Source organism: Rhodopseudomonas sp. NSM (assembly GCF_052445935.1).
Taxonomy (GTDB): Bacteria; Pseudomonadota; Alphaproteobacteria; order Rhizobiales; family Xanthobacteraceae; genus Rhodopseudomonas.
Genome location: NZ_JBQTCH010000003.1, coordinates 264,748 through 284,482, shown reverse-complemented (window position 1 = coordinate 284,482; position 19,735 = coordinate 264,748). Strand labels below are relative to the sequence as shown.

Genomic DNA, 19,735 nt, shown 5'->3' with positions numbered 1-19,735 from the left:
CGATGCCGCGTTGGCTTCCCATTCTCCTGTTCGCCGCCGTGATGACGGCGCTGCCGCTGATCCCGGGCATGCCGCCGTTCTGGATCGTACTGCTGGACAATATCGGCCTCGCCGCATTGGTGGCGATGGGCCTCGTGCTGCTGACCGGCGTCGGCGGCCTCACCTCGTTCGGCCAGGCCGCGTTCTGCGGCTTCGGCGCCTACACCACCGCCTATCTCACCACGGTCTACGGCGTGTCGCCGTGGCTGACGCTGCCGCTCTCGCTGCTGGTCGCCGGCACGGCCGCGGTGCTGCTCGGCCTGATGACGGTGCGGCTCAGCGGACACTATCTGCCGCTCGGCACCATCGCCTGGGGCATTTCGCTGTACTATCTGTTCAGCAAGCTGGACTTTCTCGGCCGCAATGACGGCATCTCGCAGGTGCCGCCGCTGTCGATCGGATCGCTGCAGATGTTCGATCCGGAGACGATCTACTTCGTGATCTGGGGCATGGTGCTGATCAGCGCATTGCTGACCATGAACCTGCTCGACAGCCGCACCGGCCGCGCCATCCGGGCGCTGCGGCGCGGCCATATCGCCGCCGAAGCGTTCGGCGTGCAGACCGCGCGGGCGAAGCTTCTCGTCTTCATCTACGCCGCGGTGCTGGCCGGCCTGTCCGGCTGGCTCTACGCGCACTTCCAGCGCAACGTCAACCCGACCCCGTTCGGCCCGCAGGCCGGCATCGAATATCTGTTCATCGCCGTGGTCGGCGGCGCCGGCTACGTCTGGGGCGGCGTGCTGGGTGCGGCGATCGTGATCGTGCTGAAGGAAGTGCTGCAGGGCTATCTGCCGATGCTGTTCGGCGGCCAGGGCCAGCTCGAGATCATCGTGTTCGGCATCCTGCTGGTGCTGCTGCTGCAGCTCGCGCCCGGCGGAGTCTGGCCGTGGCTGAGCAATCTGATCCCGATCAAAATCCACCGGCCGCGCATCGACGCAAGCGCAGCACTCGCGCCTCGTGAGCGGACAAGCGACGAAACCGGCCCGCTGCTGAAAGTCGAACGCGCGCGAAAACAGTTCGGCGGCGTGGTTGCGGTCAACGACGTGTCGTTCGAGGTCCATGCCCGCGAGATCGTCGCGCTGATCGGGCCGAACGGCGCCGGCAAGTCGACCACCTTCAACCTGATCACCGGCATCCTCACCACCACCGGCGGCAGGATCGAGCTGCACGGCAAGCCGATCGACAACGCGCCGCCGCAGGACGTGGTGCAGCTCGGCATCGCCCGCACCTTCCAGCACGTCAAGCTGGTGCCGGACATGACCGTGCTGGAGAACGTCGCGATCGGCGCGCATCTGCGCGGCAATGCCGGCGCGCTGACCAGCATGCTGCGGCTCGACCGCGCCGACGAGGCCAGGCTGCTCGCCGAAGCCACGCGGCAGATCGAGCGCGTCGGCCTCGGCGCCGAGATCGATCAGCTCGCGGGCTCGCTGTCGCTCGGCCAGCAGCGCATCGTCGAGATCGCGCGCGCGCTGTGCGCCGATCCGATGCTGCTGCTGCTCGACGAGCCCGCCGCCGGCCTGCGCCACATGGAGAAGCAGCGCCTCGCCGCCCTCCTCCGGCAATTGCGCGACGGCGGCATGTCGGTGCTGCTGGTCGAGCACGACATGGGCTTCGTGATGGATCTCGCCGACCGCATCGTCGTGCTGGATTTCGGCACGCGGATCGCCGAGGGCACGCCCGACGCGATCAAGACCAACCCCGAAGTCATCAAGGCCTATCTCGGAGCCCTGGCATGAGCGCGCTGCTGCAGGTGTCCGACGTCTCGGTGTCTTATGGCAAAGTCGAGGCGGTGCGCGCGGTGACGCTCGAGGTGCGGGCGCGCGAGATCGTCACCGTGATCGGCGCCAATGGCGCCGGCAAGACCACGCTGCTGAACGCCACCATGGGCATTTTCCCGCTCAAGGGCGCCGTCGTTTTCGACGGCGTCGACATCGCCCGCCTCGACATCGAGGACCGCGTCGCCGCCGGCCTCTCGCTGGTCCCTGAACATCGCGAGCTGTTCGCCACCATGACGGTCGAGGACAATCTCGAACTCGGCGCCTTCCGCATCGCCAAGGCGACCGCGGCGAACTCGCAGGAGCGGGTCTACAATCTGTTTCCGCGGCTGAAGGAGCGGCGCAAGCAACTCGCCGGCACGCTTTCCGGCGGCGAGCAGCAGATGCTGGCGATGGGTCGCGCGCTGATGGGCGCGCCGAAATTGCTGATGCTCGACGAGCCGAGCCTCGGCCTCGCCCCGATCATCGTCGCCGACATCTTCCGCATCGTCGGCGAATTGCGCGAGGCCGGCGTCTCGGTGCTGCTGGTCGAGCAGAACGCCAAGGCGGCCTTGCAGATCGCCGACCGCGCCTATGTCATGGAGCTCGGCGAATTCGTGCTCGACGGCCCGGCCTCCGAAATCGCGAAGAACGAACAGGTGGTGGCGAGCTATCTCGGCTTCTCGCACCCGGCCTGAGACCGCAACGCGACGGCGGCACCAGAGCCTTTCATCGAATGATTGAAGCAACGCGGCATTCTCGCGTGCGGAGTCGTCATCCTGAGGTGCGAGCGCAGCGAGCCTCGAAGGATGCGGCAAGGCACTTGCGGCTCATCCTTCGAGGCCCGCTGGCCGCGCATGGCGCGGCCCAGCGGGCACCTCAGGATGACGGCGGTGATTCCATCAAAATCAGAGCTGCTCTAGCAGGCCGCCACGGCTTCCATCCGGTCGATCTGCACCACGCAATTGCGGCCGAGATCCTTGGCGCGATACAGCGCCTGATCCGCCCGGCGCATCAGCGCGGCGAGATCGCCGCCCGGCAGATGCGCGGCGAGCCCGAAGCTCATCGTCACCGGCACCTCGACGTCGTTTCCTGCCACATCGGTCGAGCACAGCTTGCACAGGGCCAGCGCGTAGCGGGTGGCCTCCTCGTCGCTGACGCCGACCAGCAGGCCGGCGAATTCCTCGCCGCCATGGCGGGCGATCACCGCACCGTTGGCTTCGGCGAAGTCGCGCAGGATGGCGCCGATCCGGGCGAGCACGCGATCGCCCGCGTCGTGCCCGTAGCGGTCGTTGATCGCCTTGAAGCGGTCGATGTCGCACATCAGCGCGACCACGCGTTGACCGGCAGTGGCGGCCCGCGCCAGCAAGGGCGCAGCCGCGTCGTCGAAGCCGCGCCGGTTGAGCAGCCCTGTCAGCGGGTCGGTGCACGAGATCCGCAGCAGTTCGGCGCGGGTCAGCGTCAACTGCCGCATCAGAATCGCCGAACGGTAGCTCAGCGCCCCGGACAGCAGGGTCGATACGCCGACCGCAATCAGCAGGGATGAATGCGCCACCGTGCCGACCGGCACCAGCGCGCTCGCATCGGTGCCGAGATCGGAAAAAATGAAGGTCAGCGTCACGATCGCGGTCAGGCCGCCCGCCAGCGCCATTCGCCCGATGGTGTAGCTGATCGCGTCCCGATGCGTGACGATCGGCCTCGGCATCTCTTCACCGCCAATGCGGACGCGGCAAGCCCGCGCGCAATCGCCACGGCCCCCGTCCCCACCCAAATTGATCGACGCGGTGTGTGCCGCGCGCACTCCATCGTGCCTCGTAATCTTACCAGACAGCTATTTGGCGAGCACATTAAATCCCTGCAATTCGATCGGTCAGGCTTAACGCATCGCTAACGCAACTTCCCGGCGTCGGGACACCGGAGCACCGGAATGGCTGTTGGAGAAATCGCCTTGAAGCCGGCTTCTCTTCGCATATGCGAGTTCTCGTGACGAAAAAGCCGGCCTCGCGGGAGGCCGGCTCGATCGCAGCGTGGCACGGGCGGCTGCAGCCGCCTGCGCTTACTTGACGATGACGTACTTGCCGTTCTTCACCGTCAGCAGGATGCGCGACCGGTCGTCGAGACCATAGCGATCCGTTTCGGTGAAATTGTAGACGCCCTGGCTCGCCGCGATGTCCTTCTCGGTGAGCAGCGCCTTGCGGATCGCGTCGCGGAATTCCTGCGTGCCGGGCTTGGCGGTCTTCAGCGCCACCGGGATCACGCGCTCCAGCACCTTGAAGGCGTCGTAGGAATGGCCGGCGAACTGGCTGCGGCTGTTGGGGCCGTACTTCTCCTCGTAGACCTTCACCAGCGCCATGCCGGGCTTCTTGGTCAGCGCGCTGTCGTCCTGGCCTTCCGGATCCATCACCGGACCCGACGCCATCAGCACGCCCTCGGCGGATTTGCCGGCGATCCGGATGAAGTCCATCGAGGCCGCGCCGTGGGTCTGATAGATCAGTCCCTTGTAGCCGCGCTCGCGCAGCGCCGTCTGCGGCAGCGCCGCGGCAGTGCCGGACGCACCGACCAGGATCGCGTCGGGATTGGCGGCGACCAGTTTCAGCACCTGGCCCGCGACCGAAGTATCAGGTCGCGCGAAGCGCTCCTCGGCGACGACCTTGAGGCCCATCGCCTCGCCCTGCTTCTTCAGGTCGTTGAACCACAGATCGCCATAGCTGTCGGAATAGCCGATGTAGCCGACGGACTTGATGTTGTTCTTCTTCATGTGCTCGTAGAGCACCTTGCCCATGATCGGGATCGGCTGCGGCATCACCACCGACCACTTCGCCCGCTCCGGCGTGACCGGCAGCGGCGCCAGCGCGATATGCGGCACCTGCGCCTCGTTGGCGACGTTGGAGACCGCCACGGTCGGCGGCGTCACCGACGAGCCCATGATCACGTCGGCCTTGGATTCCGTGACGAAGCGTCGCGCGTTGGTGGTCGCCGCGGTCGGATCGCCGCCGTCGTCGAGCACGATCATCTTGATCGGGTGACCGCCGATTTCCTTGGCCACGAATTCCAGCGCGTTGCGCTCCGGAATGCCGAGCGCCGCGGCAGGGCCCGTCGTGGTGACGGTGATGCCCACGGTGATTTCATTGGTTTCGGCGAGCGCAGCGCCGGACATCGCCGGCAGCGCGATCGCCACGGCGAACGCAGCAGCGGATAGCTTGAACCTGTTCATGTGCTTCTCCTCCCTCTTGTTGTGCAGCCGGCCCTTCGGCCTGATCTTGCCGCGTCTTCTTTACGGCATACCGGGCCGCGAGTCAGCCCCGCATGAATTTCTCGATGATCTCCGCCGGCACCGCCGTGGACTTCAGCCTGGCCGGATCGGCCGGATCGCGGCCGACCAACACCCGCGTCTCGAACGCCTCGATCGCCAGCGCCTCGCCCTTGGTGACCTTATGGGTGACCTCGAAGCTCGAGCGATTGAACTTCTCGATCCGGCTCTCGATCGTGATCCAGTCGCCATAGCTCGACGGAACGTAGAACTTGGCGCGGGTGTCGACCATCGGTATGCCGACCAGCCCGTAGACGTTGATGATGTCCCGCTTCGAACAGCCCGCGGCCTCGAACAGGCTCGACGTCGAATCGTCGAACATCGCGAAATAGCGCGGGTAGTAGACGATGTTCGCCGGGTCGCAATCGCCCCACTGGATCTGAACGTCACGGCGGTTGGTGAGCATCATTGTCGGCACCCGGCTCAATATTCATACGCAAACTTTACGTTCGTCATTCCGGGACGCACCTCTTGGTGCGGGCCCGGAATCCATACTCCCTGCTGGGGTTATGGATTCCGGGTTCGCGCTGCGCGCGCCCCGGAATGGCAACCACTGAGGTCATGCGGCCCGCCCTACCCCACCGCGATCACATGCGCCGGCGGCGGGTCGGCGTAGAGGTCGGCGATCAGCGCGGCGCGATGCTCGAGCACCGCGCGCTGGTTGACCGAGCCCTTGTCGGTGACCTCGCCCTTGTCGATCGACAACGGCTCGTCCAGCAGGATTGCCCGGGTGATCCGCGTCGACGAGCCGGTCGCCTGCGTCAGCAGCCGTTGCAGCCGCGCGCGAAACGCATCGCGGATCAGTTCGTCCGACGCCATGCCGGCGAGGTCGTCGAGCTGCAGCGTCGGATTGATCAGCTTGCAGCCGTCGGCGTCGAGGATCGCCAGCGCCGACACCGTGTCGCGGTCGAGCCCGGCGATCACCACGTCGCGGACCAGCGGCGCGCAGGCGGCGATGAACTTCGCGCGCAGCGGACCGACGCTGACCCAGGTGCCCGAGGCGAGCTTGAAATCCTCCGATATGCGGCCGTCGAAATCGAAGCCCGCGGTGAGATCGTTGGGGTCGACCGGCTTCAGCGCGTCGTTGAGCTTGTAGAATCCCTCCTCGTCGAACGCCTTGGCGGTGAGTTCGGGCGCGCGCCAATAGCCGGGCGTGATGTTCGGGCCGCGGGCGCGGACTTCCAGCTTGCCGTTGTTCGGCACCAGCTTGGCCTCGTTGCCGGGCACCGGCAGGCCGACGTGACCCGAGCGGCTCGTCTGCGGCGTCACCGACATGAAGAACGGCGCGGTCTCGGTGGCGCCGAGGCCGGTCAGCATCGGCACCCGCGCGCCGGTCTCCTGCGCGCCGACCTCGTCGAGCCCCTTCCAGACATGGGCGGCCAGGCTGGCCCCGGAGAAGAACATCGCATGCAGTTTGCTGAAAAACATCTTCCGCAACTGCGCGTCCTCGCGCAGCACCGGCAGCAGCGATTCGTAACCTTTGGGGACGTTGAAATACACCGTGGGCGCGATCTCGCGCAGGTTGCGGATCGTCGCCGCGATGCCGGCCGGCGTCGGCTTGCCGTCGTCGATATACATCGAGCCGCCGTTGAACAGCGTCAGCCCGATATTGTGATTGCCGCCGAAGGTGTGGTTCCACGGCAGCCAGTCGACGATCACCGGCGGCTCGTCCTTCAGGAACGCCATCGCCTCGCGGATCATCACCTGGTTGGCGCAGATCATCCGCTGGGTGTTGATCACTGCCTTGGGATTGCCGGTGGAGCCCGACGTCAGCAGGAATTTGGCGATGGTGTCGTGGCCGATCGCATCATGCGCGGCGGCAAGCCCCGGATGCTCCGGCGTGTTCAGCAATTCGTCGAGCGAGGTGACGCGCCGCCCTTCCACCTCGCCGCGCGTCGCCGCGATCTCGACATTGCTCGGCACCGTGGCGAGGATCGCCGGCGCGAACGGCGTCACGTCGTCGGCGAAGATCAGACCGGGCGTCAGCAATCCGACGATGTAGCGCAGCTTGCCGAAATCCTTCGACACCAGCGAATAGGGCGGCGACACCGGACACACCGCGACGCCGGCATACAGCGCGCCGAACATCACCTGCGCGTGGTCGATCGAATTGCCGGACAGGATCATCACCGGCCGTTCCGCCGACAACCCGCGCGCCAGCAGCGCCGAGGCGATCTTCTTTGCGGCGCTGAGCATCCCGGCGTAGCTGATCCTGCGCCAGCCGCCGTCGGCGTCGCGCTCGGCCATGAACACGCGATCGGGCGCGGTTTCGGCGAAATGATGCAAGCGGTCGGTGATCCGCACCGGATAGTCCGACAGCGTCGTCGTCGAGCGGACGTAGATGGTGCCGTCGGGGCGGCGATCGGTGGCGATCCCGATGTCGCCGAACGAAATGTCGCGCAGCGGATGAGGATCGAGGTGCCCCACCTCTCCGGCGCGTCCAGTCGGGTTGGTCATGGCCGAGTTGTTCATGGCGCCCATCTCAGGTCGGTTTAACCTTTGCGGTCTTGTGATCGAGAAAGTCGCGAATCCGGTTCTTGGCTTCCTGATCGCTCTGCGCCACCGTCGCCATCAGCGATTCCATCAGCAGCCCGGTCTGCGGATTGGCCTCGGCGATCATCGGCAGCGCCTGCAGCACCGCGAAATTGGTCAGTGGCGCGTTCTGGGCGACGCGATCAGCGAGTTCGATCGCCTTGTCGTAGGCGGAGCCGCCGTCGGTGAGATATTGCGAGAAGCCGTGGACGACGCCTTCGGCGGCGGAATACACCCGGCCGGTCAGCATCATGTCGGCCATCCGCGCCACGCCGATCAGCCGCGGCAGCCGCACCGATCCGCCGCCGCCGACGAAGATGCCGCGGCTGCCTTCCGGCAGCGCGTAGTAGGCCGACGGCTCGGCGACGCGGATATGCGCGGCGCAGGCGAGCTCGAGCCCGCCGCCGATCACCGCGCCCTTCAGCGCCGCGATCACCGGCACGCGGCAATACTGAATCCTGTCGAACACCCGGTGCCAGGTCTGCGAATGCACCAGCCCTTCGGTGGCGTCGCGCACGCGCAATTCGGAGAGATCGAGCCCGGCGGAGAAGTGATCGCCGATGCCGTGAATCACCACGGCGCGGATCTCGTCGGGAATGTCTGTGAAGCAATCCTTCAGCGCGGCCATCAGGCCGTCGTTGAGCGCGTTGCGTTTCCTGGCGCGGTTGAGGCCGATCGTCAGCACCTGGCCGACGGTATCGACGACAAGCGTCGAGGGGTCCGCGAGCGTTGCGGCGGGGGCGTTTCCTGTGAGCACTTATTACGTCCTGTGCAGAATAGTTATAGACTATAACGAAATCGGCGGGAGTCAATGCGGTCGGACGCGATCGCAAATGAAACTTGCAGCGACCGATGCTGATCGCCCTCCCCTGGAGGGGGAGGGTCGGAGAACGCAGTTCGCCGGGGTGGAGTGCGGCCACAGGCGCGGCGTCTTCCTTCTCCCCACGTGGGAGACGGTTGGTTGGCGCAAAGAGTGGCCGCGATCGTCCTCTCCTTCTCCCCTCGTGGGAGAAGGTGGCGCGGACGCAGTCCGCGCCGGATGAGGGGGCGCCGCGAACGCCGTGCCCGCGGCCCCCTCACCCGGCTTCGCTGCGCGAAGCCACCCTCTCCCACGAGGGGAGAGGGTTATTTGTAGAATTTCACAGCACCTGATGCACGTCGACCACGACGCGGTCGGCGTGGCGGGCGGCGGATCCGATGAACAGATGCGTGGTCAGCCACTGATAGTTCGGATGCCCGGTCTCGAATCGCGGCCGGGTCCGGAAATAGATCAGCTTCGGGTCGACCGGCTCGCCGCGCTTCAGCTTCTGCAGCAAGTCGACCGGCCCGAAACGGATGCCGACATTCTCGACATAGACCACGGCGCCGTCGTCGGTCTCGAACGCGTATTTGGCCTCGAGCTCGATCAACTCGTTCGGCCGGATGATCTGGAAGTCGGCGCCGGACGCCAGCACACGGCCGCTGATGCCCTCGCCCTTGACCTCGCCGCCGATCACCGGAATCACCCGGCGCACGCCGGCGCCGGTGTCGCCGGCCGAGATCACCTCGCCGATCCGCGCCGTGATGGTGAAGACGTAACGGGTCTCGAGCACGGGTTTCATCGGGTCATCCTACCATGCGTTGCGGCAGCCAGGTCGCCAGCAGCGGAAACATGATCAGAATGATCAGCCGGATCACGTCGGTGACCACGAACGGCGCCACGCCCTTGAACACGGTGCCCATGCTGACGTCCTTGATCACGCTCTTGATCACGAACACGTTCATCCCGACCGGCGGCGAGATCAGTCCGAGCTCGACCGTCACCACCACGATCACGCCGAACCAGATCGGATCGAAGCCGAGTGCGGTGACCACCGGAAACACGATCGGCACGGTGAGGATCACCATCGCCATCGCGTCCATCACGCAGCCGAGCACCAGATACATCACCAGGATCAGCGCCAGCACGCCGTAGGGCCCCAGCCCGAGCCCGGTAAGGAATTCGGTGATTGCCTGCGGGGTCTGGGTGATGGTGAGGAAATAGCCGAAGCACAAGGCGCCGATCAGCACGGTGAACACCGCGGCCGCGGTGCGCGTCGCCTGCAACAGCGATTGCAGGATGCCGTCGCGGGTCAGTTTGCCGCGCGCGATGCCGATCAGGAAGGCGCCGACGGCGCCGACCGCGCCGGCTTCAGTCGGGATGAAGAACCCGCCATACAGCCCGCCGATCACGAAGATGAACAGTAGCAGCGGCGACCAGACGTCGCGAAATGCCAGCAACCGGTCGCGCCACGAACTGCGCGGGCCGGTCGGCAGATAGCCCGGCCGCGCCAGGCCGATCACCGCGATGGTGATCATGTGCATCATGATCGCGAGCAGCCCGGGGACGATGCCGGCCATGAACAATTTGCCGATGTCCTGCTGGGTGATGATGCCGTAGACCGCGAGCACCGTCGATGGCGGCAGCATCGCGCCGAGCGTGCCGCCGACCGCGATCACGCCGGTCGAGAACGACTGCGGATAGTTGTAGCGGCGCATCTCCGGATAGGCGACCGAGGAGAACGTCGCCGCGGTCGCCACCGACGAACCGGAAATCGCCGCGAAGCCGCCGCAGGCCGCGATGGTGGCGATGCCGAGGCCGCCGCGCCAATGCCCGACGAAGGTGTAGCCGGCGCGGAACAGCTCGCGGCTGATGCCGGACACCGAGACGAAGGCGCCCATCAGCAGGAACATCGGGATCACCCCGAAGGAATAATCGGTGACCGTGCGCATCGTGGTCTGGCCGACCAGCTTCAGCGCCGGCTCGAAGCCGGTGAGATAGCCGAAGCCGGTGATGCCGACGAGCCCCATCGCCATGCCGATCGGCACGCGCAGCAGCATCAGGGCGAACAGGCTGACGAAACCGATCAGCGCCACCGCATCGTTGTCCATCGTCATTCCACCGGCTTGAATTTGGGATCGTGCAGTTCATCCGGATGGAAGATCAGCCGCCAGGTGCGGATCGCGATCAGCACCACCGCCGCGACGTCGCCGAGCCAGGCGACGAGGAAGAACGGCCAGATCGGCATTTGCAGGTCCATGGTGACGATGCCGTCGGCCCTGGTCGTCACCACCTTGTCGAACAGCGTGTAGGTCTGCACCGTGACCACGAACAGCAGCACCAGCGTCGCGAACACGTCGATCCAGCGCTGCGCCCGGGCGCCGACATTGCCCCACAGCAGGTCGACGGTGATGTGGGTGCCGCGATAGCTGGTGGCCGCGATGCCCCAGAAGATCAGAATGCCGAGCAGGAACTGGCCGACATTGTAGTAGTCCGGGATCGTCACCGAAAAGAACTTGCGCATGAACACCGCGAGGAAGGTGTTCAGGGCCACGACGCCGACGAAGAACGCCGCGATCCATTCGATCACGTCGATGAAGCGATCCATGCCGTTCTTCGGAAACCGCCGCGTCGGCAGCGCGCCGGGCAGACGATTCGTCAGTCTGTCGAAATCGGAGGTCATGGGGCGTTCATGGCCAGCGTGGTCGTCACGGAGGGGAAGTCATTCCGGGGCGCGCCGTCGGGCGCGAACCCGGAATCTCAAGGTGCCCCGAACGTCTGGATTCCGGGTTCGCGAGCTGCGCCCGCGCCCCGGAATGACGACAGTTCGGCGTATCACAGCCCGGCGTCGTATTTCTTCAGCGCCGCCTTGAGCTCGCCGTCGATCGCGGCTGCGTCGCCGCCGGCCTTCTTCACCGCCTCGGCCCAGCTCTGGTGCAAGGGCTCGGTCGCCTTCTTCCATTCGGCGAGCTGCTCGGGCGTCAGCGGATAGACCTCGTGGCCTTCCAGCGCCTTCATCTTGGTGCGGCCGTTGGCCTCGAAGTCGACCCACGGGTCGGTGACCTTGGAGGCCCATTCCGGCGTGCAATGGTCGTCGATGATCTTCTTCTGGCCCGGCGACAGCGCGTTATAGGCCTTCAGGCCGATATTGTAGGTGAACACCGTCGAGTACAGCGGCACGTCCATGTGATACTTGACCACCTTGTCGATGCCGAACAGGAACACCGATCCCCACGGGAAGGTGATCTCGTCGGCGACGCCGCGCTCCAGCGCGTCGCGCGATTCCGGCGCCGAGGCCTGGACGTTGGTGCCGCCGAACAGCTTCACCATCTCGCCGATGGTCGACTGCGCCGGGCGCACCTTGAGGCCCTTCATGTCGGCCGGCAGCACCACCTTCTTCTTGCCGTGCAGCGCGCCCGGATCGTGAATGAAGGCGAAGCACAGCTTGGTGTCCTTCATCTCGGTCGGCGCATATTTCTGGTACCACTCGTTGAACGCCAGCGTTCCCTTCTTGCCGTCCTTGAACACGAACGGAAGCTGCCCCGCCGAGACGATCGGGAAGCGGCCGGGCTGGTAGCCGGGATTGACGTAGGTGACGTCGGCGATGCCGTCGCGCGCCATGTCGTAATGGTCGAACGCCTTGCCGAGCTGCTCGGAGGGGAACACCGCCATCTTGATGGTGCCGCCCGAGGCCTTCTCGATGTCGGCAGCCCAATCCTTGGTCGCCGGCACCAGCGGATGCGCCGGCGGCACCCACAACGAGACCTTCCAGTTGACGGTCTTGTCCTGCGCCGAGGCGGCCTGCGCCAGGACAGGCGTCACGCCCGCTGCGAGCAGCAGCGCGAGCAGAGTCTTTCTCATCGTGTCTTCTCCCTTGGGCGGCTCTATCGGCCATTTCCTTGCATTGTTATCGGTTACAACCCCCAATGCAAGTGACCGCCTTGTAATAGCTGGTAGACAGCGGACGACAACTGGACGCCGCCGCCCCGGTCCCTTAACCAAGCGACAAACCAACCTGCGGGGAACGCGCATGCGGACGCAAGTCGCCATCATCGGCGCCGGACCATCGGGTCTGCTGCTCGGCCAGTTGCTGCACACTTACGGCATCGACGCCGTGATTCTCGAGCGCAAGGACCCCGACTATGTGCTGTCGCGGATCCGCGCCGGGGTGCTGGAACAGGGCCTGGTCGGCATGCTCGACGAAGCCGGGGTCGGCGCGCGGCTGCATCAGGAAGGGCTGGTGCACGACGGCTTCGAGATCGCATTCTCCGGCAAGCGCCACCGCATCGATCTCGCCGGCAACACCGGCGGAAAGCACGTCACCGTCTACGGCCAGACCGAGGTGACGCGCGACCTGATGGCGGCACGCAAGGCAGCCGGCCTCACCACCATCTACGACGCCGCCGATGTCAGCCTGCACGATTTCGACGGCGACGGGCCGAAGGTGCGCTGGGTCAAGGACGGCGTCAGCCACGAACTCGCCTGCGATTTCATCGCCGGCTGCGACGGCTTCCACGGCGTGTCGCGCCAGAGCGCGGCCGGCGCGGTGCAGTGCTTCGAGCGGGTGTATCCGTTCGGCTGGCTCGGCGTGCTGTCGGATACGCCGCCGGTGTCGCACGAGCTGATCTACGTCAACCACGACCGCGGCTTCGCGCTGTGCTCGATGCGCTCGACGCAGCGCAGCCGCTATTACGTGCAGTGCCCGCTCTCCGACGACGTCGCGCAATGGAGCGACGAGCGGTTCTGGGACGAGCTGAAGCACAGGCTCGATCCGGAAGCCGCCGGCAGGCTGGTCACCGGGCCGTCGATCGAGAAGAGCATCGCGCCGCTGCGCTCCTTCGTCGCCGAGCCGATGCGGTTCGGCCGGCTGTTTCTCGCCGGCGACGCCGCCCACATCGTGCCGCCGACCGGCGCCAAGGGCCTCAACCTCGCAGCCAGCGATGTCTACTATCTGTCGCGCGCCTTCCGCGAATTCTACGGCGAGAAATCCGAAGCCGGGATCGACGCGTATTCGGCCAACGCGCTGCGGCGGGTGTGGAAGGCCGAGCGGTTCTCGTGGTGGATGACCTCGATGCTGCACCGCTTCCCCGACAGCGACGCCTTCTCCCAGCGCATTCAGACCGCAGAGCTCGACTACCTGATCAGCTCGCAGGCCGCGACCACCTCGCTGGCCGAGAACTACGTCGGGCTGCCGTACTGATTAGGTACCACGTAAGCATCCCCCTCACGCACGTCATTCCGGGGCGCTCACGAAGTGAGCGAACCCGGAATCCCGAGATGCCATGAACGTCTGGATTCCGGGTTCGCGCGCTGCGCGCGCGCCCCGGAATGACGTTTGTTGTTGTACGTCTATGACCGGCGAAGTTTCAAACACCCTTTCAAACCACGCTTCAAACTTTGTCGGCGTTGCAGCGGCGATGCGCGTGCGGTCAAATGCGCTTGTTCAACGCGAGCGCTTGCATGACCGAAGCCGACCACGCCGAAACGCCCGACATCCCCGCGGGCTTCGCCCGCCACACCCGGCCGAGTCCCCTCACCGCGCCGTGGGAGCCGATCTACTCGAGGACCACGGCTGACGCGGTGATGCTCGGCCTGCGCATCCGCGATGCCCACACCAATTCGCGCGGCCTCGCCCATGGCGGGCTGATCGCCGCGCTGGCCGATGCCGCGATGGGCTACAGCTGCGCCCACAGGCTCGGCGGCGGCGAGCGGCTGCTCACCGCATCGCTGGCGATCGACTTCCTCGGCTCGGCGAAGATAGGGCAATGGCTGCAGTTCGAACCCGAGGTGATCAAGCTCGGCGCATCGCTCTGCGTCGTGCAATGTTTCGTCACCGCCGACGGCGCCCGCTGCGCCCGCGCCAATGCGACGTTCAGCGTGGCGAAGGCGAAGGTGTGAGGCGTCGCATGATGCCCGCTTAGCACTGTCGTTCCGGGGCGCGCGTAGCGCGAACCCGGAACCTCAGGCTGTTCTGCACCGTTGGCGTTCGTCCCAACCTCTGGATTCCGGGTTCGCCGCTGCGCGGCGCCCCGGAATGACGTGCACTGGCGAAGGACGTGCCACGCGCACGCGCCTCAGCGTCTCACCCCAGAATCGGCAGCTCGACGACGTCGTAGCCGTGCCGGATCACACGCCCCAGCACCGGGTCGTCGATCTCGAACTCGAACCGCGACGCCGGGCGGATGCCGCCCTTGGCCGCGAAGGTGCCGCCGAACATCGCGGTGCCGTCCGGCAGGCCGCCGTCGCCGAAGCCGCGCGAAACCAGGTCGCGGGCCGGCAGCATGTGGTCGAGCGTGCCTTCCTGATAGAGCACGCGTTCGCCGCCGATGGTGGCGAAGGCGCGCAGCACGATGCGGTCCCAATGCGCTTCGAGCTCGGCGAAGTCCCACAGCTCCGGCGCGACCGGCTTGTCGCACATCTGCTTCGACACCGTCACGCCATAGGCCTCGACCTTGCGGTCGGTGTGGTCGGAGCCGACGCCGACCAGGATGCGGCCGCCATGGCCGATCAGCACGAACTCGACTTCGCCGGACGAATCGCTGCCCGACACTTCGATCGCGCCCGCGGTGGTGAGCCGCGCGGCGGCGACCCGGTAATAGATCGGCGTCGAGGCCGGCCGCGCGATGCCGAGCGCTTCGAGCTCGACGATATGCCTGTCGCGCGCCACCGGATCGCGGCCGGTCCAGCCGGCGATCACCGCCTGGGTGATCGGCAGCGACAGCGGCGCGCGCTTGCCCGAAGCTTCGAGCGTGAAAGCGAGTTCAGCCATTGATCACCGCCTCGACGCCCGCCGCCACTTCGAACACGTCGCGATCGGCGCCGTTGACGCCGGCGATCATCAGTCCGACCGGCGGCTCGTCGCCCTGATGACACGGCAGCGAGATCGCGCAGCCGTCGATCATGTTGATCAGCGTGCAGTTGCGCAGCGCCAGAAGATTGGCCTTGGTGAACGCCTTGTCGTCGGCGAGCTCGGCGATGCTCGGCGCGAGATTAGCCGTGGTCGGCATCACCATTGCGTCGTAAGGCGCGAGCCGCGCGGTCGCGCGAGCGATCAGCGATTTGCGCGCGAGGATCGTGTCGACGTACTCCGCTGCCGACTGCGTTTCGCCGCGCAAAATGCGCTCGCGCACCCGCGGGTCGTAGACGTCGCCTTGCGCCACGATCAGATAGCGATGCCAGGCGTAGCTCTCCGCCGCGGTGAGGCCGCCCTTGGCGCTGAGCGGCGCCACGTCGTTGAACTCCGGCACCTCGATCTTCTCGATGATCGCGCCGTGGCCCGCGAGCGTCTTCAGCGCGCGCTCGAACGCGAGTCTCACTGCTTCATCGAGTTCGTCGAGCGCCACCGTGGTCGGCACCGCGAGCCGCAGGCCCTTCAGCGGCCGCGGCACCAGCGGCAGGATCGGCTCGTCGGCGAGCACGGCGTCGATTGCCGCGCAGCAGGCGACGCTGCGCGCCAGCGGCCCGATGCTGTCGAGCGAAAACGACAGCGGCACCGCGCCGTCGCGCGGCACGCGTTGCTGCGACGGCTTGTAGCCGACGATGCCGTTGAACGCCGCCGGAATCCGGCACGAGCCGCCGGTGTCGGTGCCGAGGCCCGCATGCGCCATGCCGTCGGCGACCGAGACCGCGGCGCCCGAGGACGAGCCGCCCGGCACAAAGCCGACGTCGCGGCCATAGGCCGCTTTCGGCGTGCCGTAATGCGGATTGATGCCGATGCCGGAATAGGCGAACTCGGTCATGTTGGTGCGGCCGATCACCACGAAGCCGGCGCGCCGCAGCCGCGCCACTGCCGGCGCGTCGGCCTCCGCCGGCGGGTTGTCGTCGAGCGCGCGCGAGCCGGCGCGGGTGACCTGGCCCCTGATATCGAACAGGTCCTTGATCGAAACCGGAATGCCGGCATAGGGCGACGGCGCCGCCTTGATCGCGCGCAGCTTGTCCATCGCCTCCGCGGCCTCGCACGCCGCATCGCGATCGACATGGATGAAGGCGCGCGCGCCCTCCCCGGCCGCGTCGTCGATCCGCGCCAGGCAGTCCTCGACCAGTTTGCGCGCGGTGATGCGGCCGGCGTCGAGATCGGCGGCGAGGGCTGCGAGCGTGGGCAGTTTCGTCATGGCGTCTGTTCCGCTGGAAGGCCGGCCGACCGCGTCGGTCAGCACGCGCCGGCTTCGCCGAATTGAGGTCTGATTTGCATCTCCTGTAGCGCGGAGTCCGAGGTTTGGCCATGCGCAACAGCGCTGATTGTTCGCGCGCCGGAATACGTTTTGCGCACACGGGCACGCGCCGGGCGCGTGTTGACGCTGGCCGGTCGATGTCGCATCAAGGCCCGGAACCGATCGGCTCACAAGCCGAATGCTCAGGGAGAGAACAAAAGACGATGGCCGAACCAGCGCGCGCACGCCCGAAGATCACCCCGGAAACCCAGCATTATTGGGACGGCGCCAGGCAGGGCGAACTGCGCCTGCAGCGCTGCGATTCCTGCGAGCATGCGTATTTCCCGCCGCGGCCGTTCTGCCCGAAATGCGGCTCGCGCGGCGTCAGCGTTTTCAAGGCCTCCGGCAAGGGCACGCTATACAGTTACGTCATCAATCACCGCCCGCTGGCGCCCGGCTTCACCGAACCCCACGCCATCGCGGTGGTGGAGCTGGAAGAAGGCCCGCGGATGATGAGCAACATCCTCGATTGTCCGCAGACCCCGGAGGCGCTCGAGCTCGACATGAAGCTCGAAGTCACCTTCCAGAAAATCGACGACAATCTCACCCTTCCGCAATTCCGTCCGGCGAAGGGGTAAGCACCATGCGTCGCAATCAGGTCGCCATCGTCGGCGCCGCCGAGACCACCAAGCTCGGCGTCATTCCCGACATGTCGCAGATCCAGCTCCACGCCGACGCCGCGCTCAACGCGATGGCGGATTGCGGGCTGAAGCCGTCAGACATCGACGGCATCGCCACCGCGGTCGAGAGCCCGCAGCAGATCGCGCATTATCTCGGCATCACACCGACATGGGTCGACGGCACCTCGGTCGGCGGCTGCTCGTTCATGCTGCACGTCCGCCACGCCGCCGCGGCGATCGAAGCCGGGCTGTGCAAGACCGTGCTGATCACCCACGCCGAGAGCGGCAAGTCGATGATCGGCAAATTGCCGCGCTCGATCCCCGCCGACAGCCTGCAGGGCCAGTTCGAGGCGCCCTACGGCATCTACGGGCCGCCGAGCCAGTTCCCGATCCCGGTGCTGCGCTTCATGAAGACCCATGGCATCACCCACGAGCAGCTCGCGATGGTCGCCGTGGTGCAGCGCGAATGGGCCGCGAAGAATCCGCGCGCGATGATGAAGGACCCGATCACCGTCGCGGACGTACTGAACTCGCGGATGATCGCCTACCCGTTCCGGCTGCTGCAATGCTGCCTCGTCACCGACGGCGGCGGCGCGCTGATCATGACCTCGGCCGACCGCGCCAAGGACTTTCCGCACAAGCCGGTCTATGTGCTCGGCACCGGCGAGAGCGTCGAGACGCCGATGGTCAGCCAGATGGAGAGCTTCAACTCGTCGCGCGCCTTCAAGGTCGCGGGGCCGACCGCGTTCCGCGAGGCTGGTATCAGCCATGCCGACGTCGATCATCTGATGATCTACGACGCCTTCGCGCATCTGCCGCTGTTCGGCCTCGGCGACCTCGGCTTCATGCCCTATGAGGAGACCGGCCAGTTCATCGCCGACGGCAACACCCGCCCCGGCGGCAAGCTGCCGCTCAACACCAACGGCGGCGGCCTCAGCTACATGCACTCCGGCATGTACGGCATGTACGCGCTGCAGGAGAGCGTGAGGCAGATGCGCGGCATCGCGCCGGCGCAGGTGGAAGGCGCAAAAATCTCGGTCTGCCACGGCGTCGGCGGCATGTTCGCCGCGTCCGGCACGATCATCTTCACGAACGAGAAGTAACACCGGCGTCGCGTAGTTGTTGTCGTCATTGCCGGGCTCGACCCGGCAATCCATCTTCCGAAAGAGATGGATGCGCAGGTCAAGCCCGCGCATGACGACAACAAAACAACGAAGCGTCATTCCGGGGCGCTCACGCAGTGAGCGAACCCGGAATCTCTCTTCGTCACAATTTCGGGATTCCGGGTTCGCGCTGCGCGCGCCCCGGAATGACCGCCAAGTCGCAACCAACAAACAAAAAGGAGACACATCACATGGCCAAGGCACTGGACGGCAAAGTCATCATCGTCACCGGCGCGGGGCGCGGCATCGGGCGCGAGATCGCGCTGCTCGCGGCGCGCGAAGGCGCCAAGGTCGTCGTCAACGATCCGGGCGTCGCCTCCGACGGCTCGGGCACCGACGCCGCGCCGGCCGAGCAGGTGGTCGAGGAGATCAAGAAGGAAGGCGGCATTGCGGTCGCGAATTTCGAGAGCGTCGCGGAAGCGGTGCCGGCCAGCAAGATCGTCAAGCAGGCGGTCGACACCTGGGGCAAGCTCGACGGCGTGGTGAACAACGCCGGCATCCTGCGCGACGCGATCTTCCACCGCATGAGCATCGACGCCTTCGAGCAGGTCATCAAGGTGCATCTGATGGGCTCGTTCTACGTGTCGCATGCGGCCGCGCGCTTGTTCCGCGAGCAGGAGAGCGGCTCGTTCGTGCACTTCACCTCGACCTCGGGGTTGATCGGCAATTTCGGCCAGGCCAACTACGCGGCCGCCAAGCTCGGCATCGTCGGCCTGTCGAAGTCGATCGCGCTCGACATGCAGCGCTTCAACGTCCGCTCCAACTGCGTGTCGCCGTTCGCCTGGTCGCGGCTGATCGGCACCATTCCGACCGAGACCGAGGCCGAAAAGGCCCGCGTCGCGCGGATGCAGCAGATGGGCCCCGAGAAGATCGCGCCGCTGTCGGTGTTCCTGCTCGGCGATGCGGCGAAGGACGTCACCGGCCAGATCTTCGCGGTGCGGATGAACGAGATCTTCCTGATGGGCCAGTCGCGCCCGATCCGCTCGGTGCACCGCGACGGCGGCTGGACCTGCGAGACGCTGGCCGAGCACGGCATGCCGGCGCTGAAGGGCTCGTTCTACAAGCTCGACCGCTCCGCCGACATCTTCAACTGGGACGCGATCTAGTACGACTTGGGCTGGACCAGGGATCGCTCTAGCAAATCCGCCGCGCCGCGCGGCTGCTGACCTCTCCCCGCCCTTTGCGGGGAGAGGTCGACGCGGCGTCGCGAAGCGAGGCCGCGTCGGGTGAGGGGCCTGGCACGGACGTGCTACACCCGCGCCCTCTCCGGTCGCGCTGTTCTCTCCCGATCAACATCGACAGATGTGGAAA

General features: G+C 66.4%; 18 protein-coding genes. 7 read left to right on the top strand and 11 right to left on the bottom strand.

Going from position 1 to position 19,735, the window contains the following annotated elements:
• Positions 1 to 2: 2 nt before the first annotated feature.
• Both ACTZWT_RS09715 and ACTZWT_RS09710 read left to right on the top strand, forming a co-directional pair.
• Complete coding sequence (locus ACTZWT_RS09715) at positions 3 to 1,772, top strand: branched-chain amino acid ABC transporter ATP-binding protein/permease (RefSeq protein ID WP_444769468.1); 1,770 nt, start codon at positions 3 to 5, stop codon at positions 1,770 to 1,772.
• Complete coding sequence (locus ACTZWT_RS09710; RefSeq protein ID WP_444769467.1) at positions 1,769 to 2,488, top strand: ABC transporter ATP-binding protein; 720 nt, start codon at positions 1,769 to 1,771, stop codon at positions 2,486 to 2,488. The genes ACTZWT_RS09715 and ACTZWT_RS09710 overlap by 4 nt, the downstream gene beginning before the upstream one ends.
• 221 nt (positions 2,489 to 2,709) lie before the next feature.
• Here ACTZWT_RS09710 and ACTZWT_RS09705 read toward each other — a convergent pair whose 3' ends face one another.
• From ACTZWT_RS09705 to ACTZWT_RS09665, 9 genes are all read right to left on the bottom strand, one after another.
• Positions 2,710 to 3,495 carry a GGDEF domain-containing protein gene (locus ACTZWT_RS09705; protein WP_444769466.1) on the bottom strand — a complete coding sequence of 262 codons (786 nt, stop codon included), beginning with the start codon at positions 3,493 to 3,495 and terminating at the stop codon, positions 2,710 to 2,712.
• A 351-nt stretch (positions 3,496 to 3,846) separates the two neighbouring features.
• Positions 3,847 to 5,004 (bottom strand): ABC transporter substrate-binding protein, encoded by a 1,158-nt coding sequence (locus ACTZWT_RS09700; RefSeq protein ID WP_444769465.1) that lies wholly within the window; start codon positions 5,002 to 5,004, stop codon positions 3,847 to 3,849.
• 82 nt (positions 5,005 to 5,086) lie between these two features.
• On the bottom strand, positions 5,087 to 5,506 hold the full coding sequence (locus ACTZWT_RS09695; protein WP_444769888.1) for an acyl-CoA thioesterase: 420 nt from the start codon (positions 5,504 to 5,506) through the stop codon (positions 5,087 to 5,089).
• A 167-nt stretch (positions 5,507 to 5,673) separates the two neighbouring features.
• Entirely contained in the window at positions 5,674 to 7,572 is a 1,899-nt protein-coding gene (locus ACTZWT_RS09690; RefSeq protein WP_444769464.1) for a feruloyl-CoA synthase, read from the bottom strand.
• Positions 7,573 to 7,582: 10 nt separating this feature from the next.
• Entirely contained in the window at positions 7,583 to 8,389 is an 807-nt protein-coding gene (locus ACTZWT_RS09685; protein ID WP_444769463.1) for a crotonase/enoyl-CoA hydratase family protein, read from the bottom strand.
• Between the two features lie 382 nt (positions 8,390 to 8,771).
• Positions 8,772 to 9,233 (bottom strand): DUF3237 domain-containing protein, encoded by a 462-nt coding sequence (locus ACTZWT_RS09680; RefSeq protein ID WP_444769462.1) that lies wholly within the window; start codon positions 9,231 to 9,233, stop codon positions 8,772 to 8,774.
• Positions 9,234 to 9,237: 4 nt separating this feature from the next.
• A complete protein-coding gene (locus ACTZWT_RS09675; RefSeq protein WP_444769461.1) occupies positions 9,238 to 10,542 on the bottom strand; it encodes a TRAP transporter large permease in 1,305 nt (434 codons plus the stop codon).
• A gap of 2 nt (positions 10,543 to 10,544) precedes the next feature.
• A complete protein-coding gene (locus ACTZWT_RS09670; protein WP_444769887.1) occupies positions 10,545 to 11,039 on the bottom strand; it encodes a TRAP transporter small permease in 495 nt (164 codons plus the stop codon).
• A gap of 227 nt (positions 11,040 to 11,266) precedes the next feature.
• Positions 11,267 to 12,292 (bottom strand): TRAP transporter substrate-binding protein, encoded by a 1,026-nt coding sequence (locus ACTZWT_RS09665; RefSeq protein WP_444769460.1) that lies wholly within the window; start codon positions 12,290 to 12,292, stop codon positions 11,267 to 11,269.
• Between the two features lie 169 nt (positions 12,293 to 12,461).
• On the opposite strand from ACTZWT_RS09665, the gene pobA reads away from it, so the two are divergent.
• A complete protein-coding gene (gene pobA / locus ACTZWT_RS09660) occupies positions 12,462 to 13,631 on the top strand; it encodes a 4-hydroxybenzoate 3-monooxygenase (RefSeq protein ID WP_444769459.1) in 1,170 nt (389 codons plus the stop codon).
• Positions 13,632 to 13,891: 260 nt separating this feature from the next.
• Positions 13,892 to 14,329, top strand: a complete 438-nt coding sequence (locus ACTZWT_RS09655) for a PaaI family thioesterase (protein WP_444769458.1) — start codon at positions 13,892 to 13,894, stop codon at positions 14,327 to 14,329.
• Between the two features lie 184 nt (positions 14,330 to 14,513).
• Here ACTZWT_RS09655 and ACTZWT_RS09650 read toward each other — a convergent pair whose 3' ends face one another.
• Together ACTZWT_RS09650 and ACTZWT_RS09645 are read right to left on the bottom strand one after the other, a co-directional pair.
• Entirely contained in the window at positions 14,514 to 15,200 is a 687-nt protein-coding gene (locus tag ACTZWT_RS09650; RefSeq protein ID WP_444769457.1) for a DUF2848 domain-containing protein, read from the bottom strand.
• Complete coding sequence (locus ACTZWT_RS09645; protein ID WP_444769456.1) at positions 15,193 to 16,542, bottom strand: amidase; 1,350 nt, start codon at positions 16,540 to 16,542, stop codon at positions 15,193 to 15,195. Before ACTZWT_RS09645 ends, ACTZWT_RS09650 begins: the two co-directional genes overlap by 8 nt.
• Positions 16,543 to 16,805: 263 nt before the next feature.
• Here ACTZWT_RS09645 and ACTZWT_RS09640 point away from each other — a divergent pair, with 263 nt between their 5' ends.
• The 3 genes from ACTZWT_RS09640 to ACTZWT_RS09630 all read left to right on the top strand — a co-directional run bounded on the left by ACTZWT_RS09640 (position 16,806) and on the right by ACTZWT_RS09630 (position 19,530).
• On the top strand, positions 16,806 to 17,219 hold the full coding sequence (locus ACTZWT_RS09640; RefSeq protein ID WP_444769455.1) for a Zn-ribbon domain-containing OB-fold protein: 414 nt from the start codon (positions 16,806 to 16,808) through the stop codon (positions 17,217 to 17,219).
• A 5-nt stretch (positions 17,220 to 17,224) separates the two neighbouring features.
• Entirely contained in the window at positions 17,225 to 18,364 is a 1,140-nt protein-coding gene (locus ACTZWT_RS09635; protein ID WP_444769454.1) for a thiolase C-terminal domain-containing protein, read from the top strand.
• A gap of 251 nt (positions 18,365 to 18,615) precedes the next feature.
• Positions 18,616 to 19,530, top strand: a complete 915-nt coding sequence (locus ACTZWT_RS09630) for an SDR family NAD(P)-dependent oxidoreductase (protein ID WP_322516337.1) — start codon at positions 18,616 to 18,618, stop codon at positions 19,528 to 19,530.
• Positions 19,531 to 19,735 lie beyond the last annotated feature (205 nt).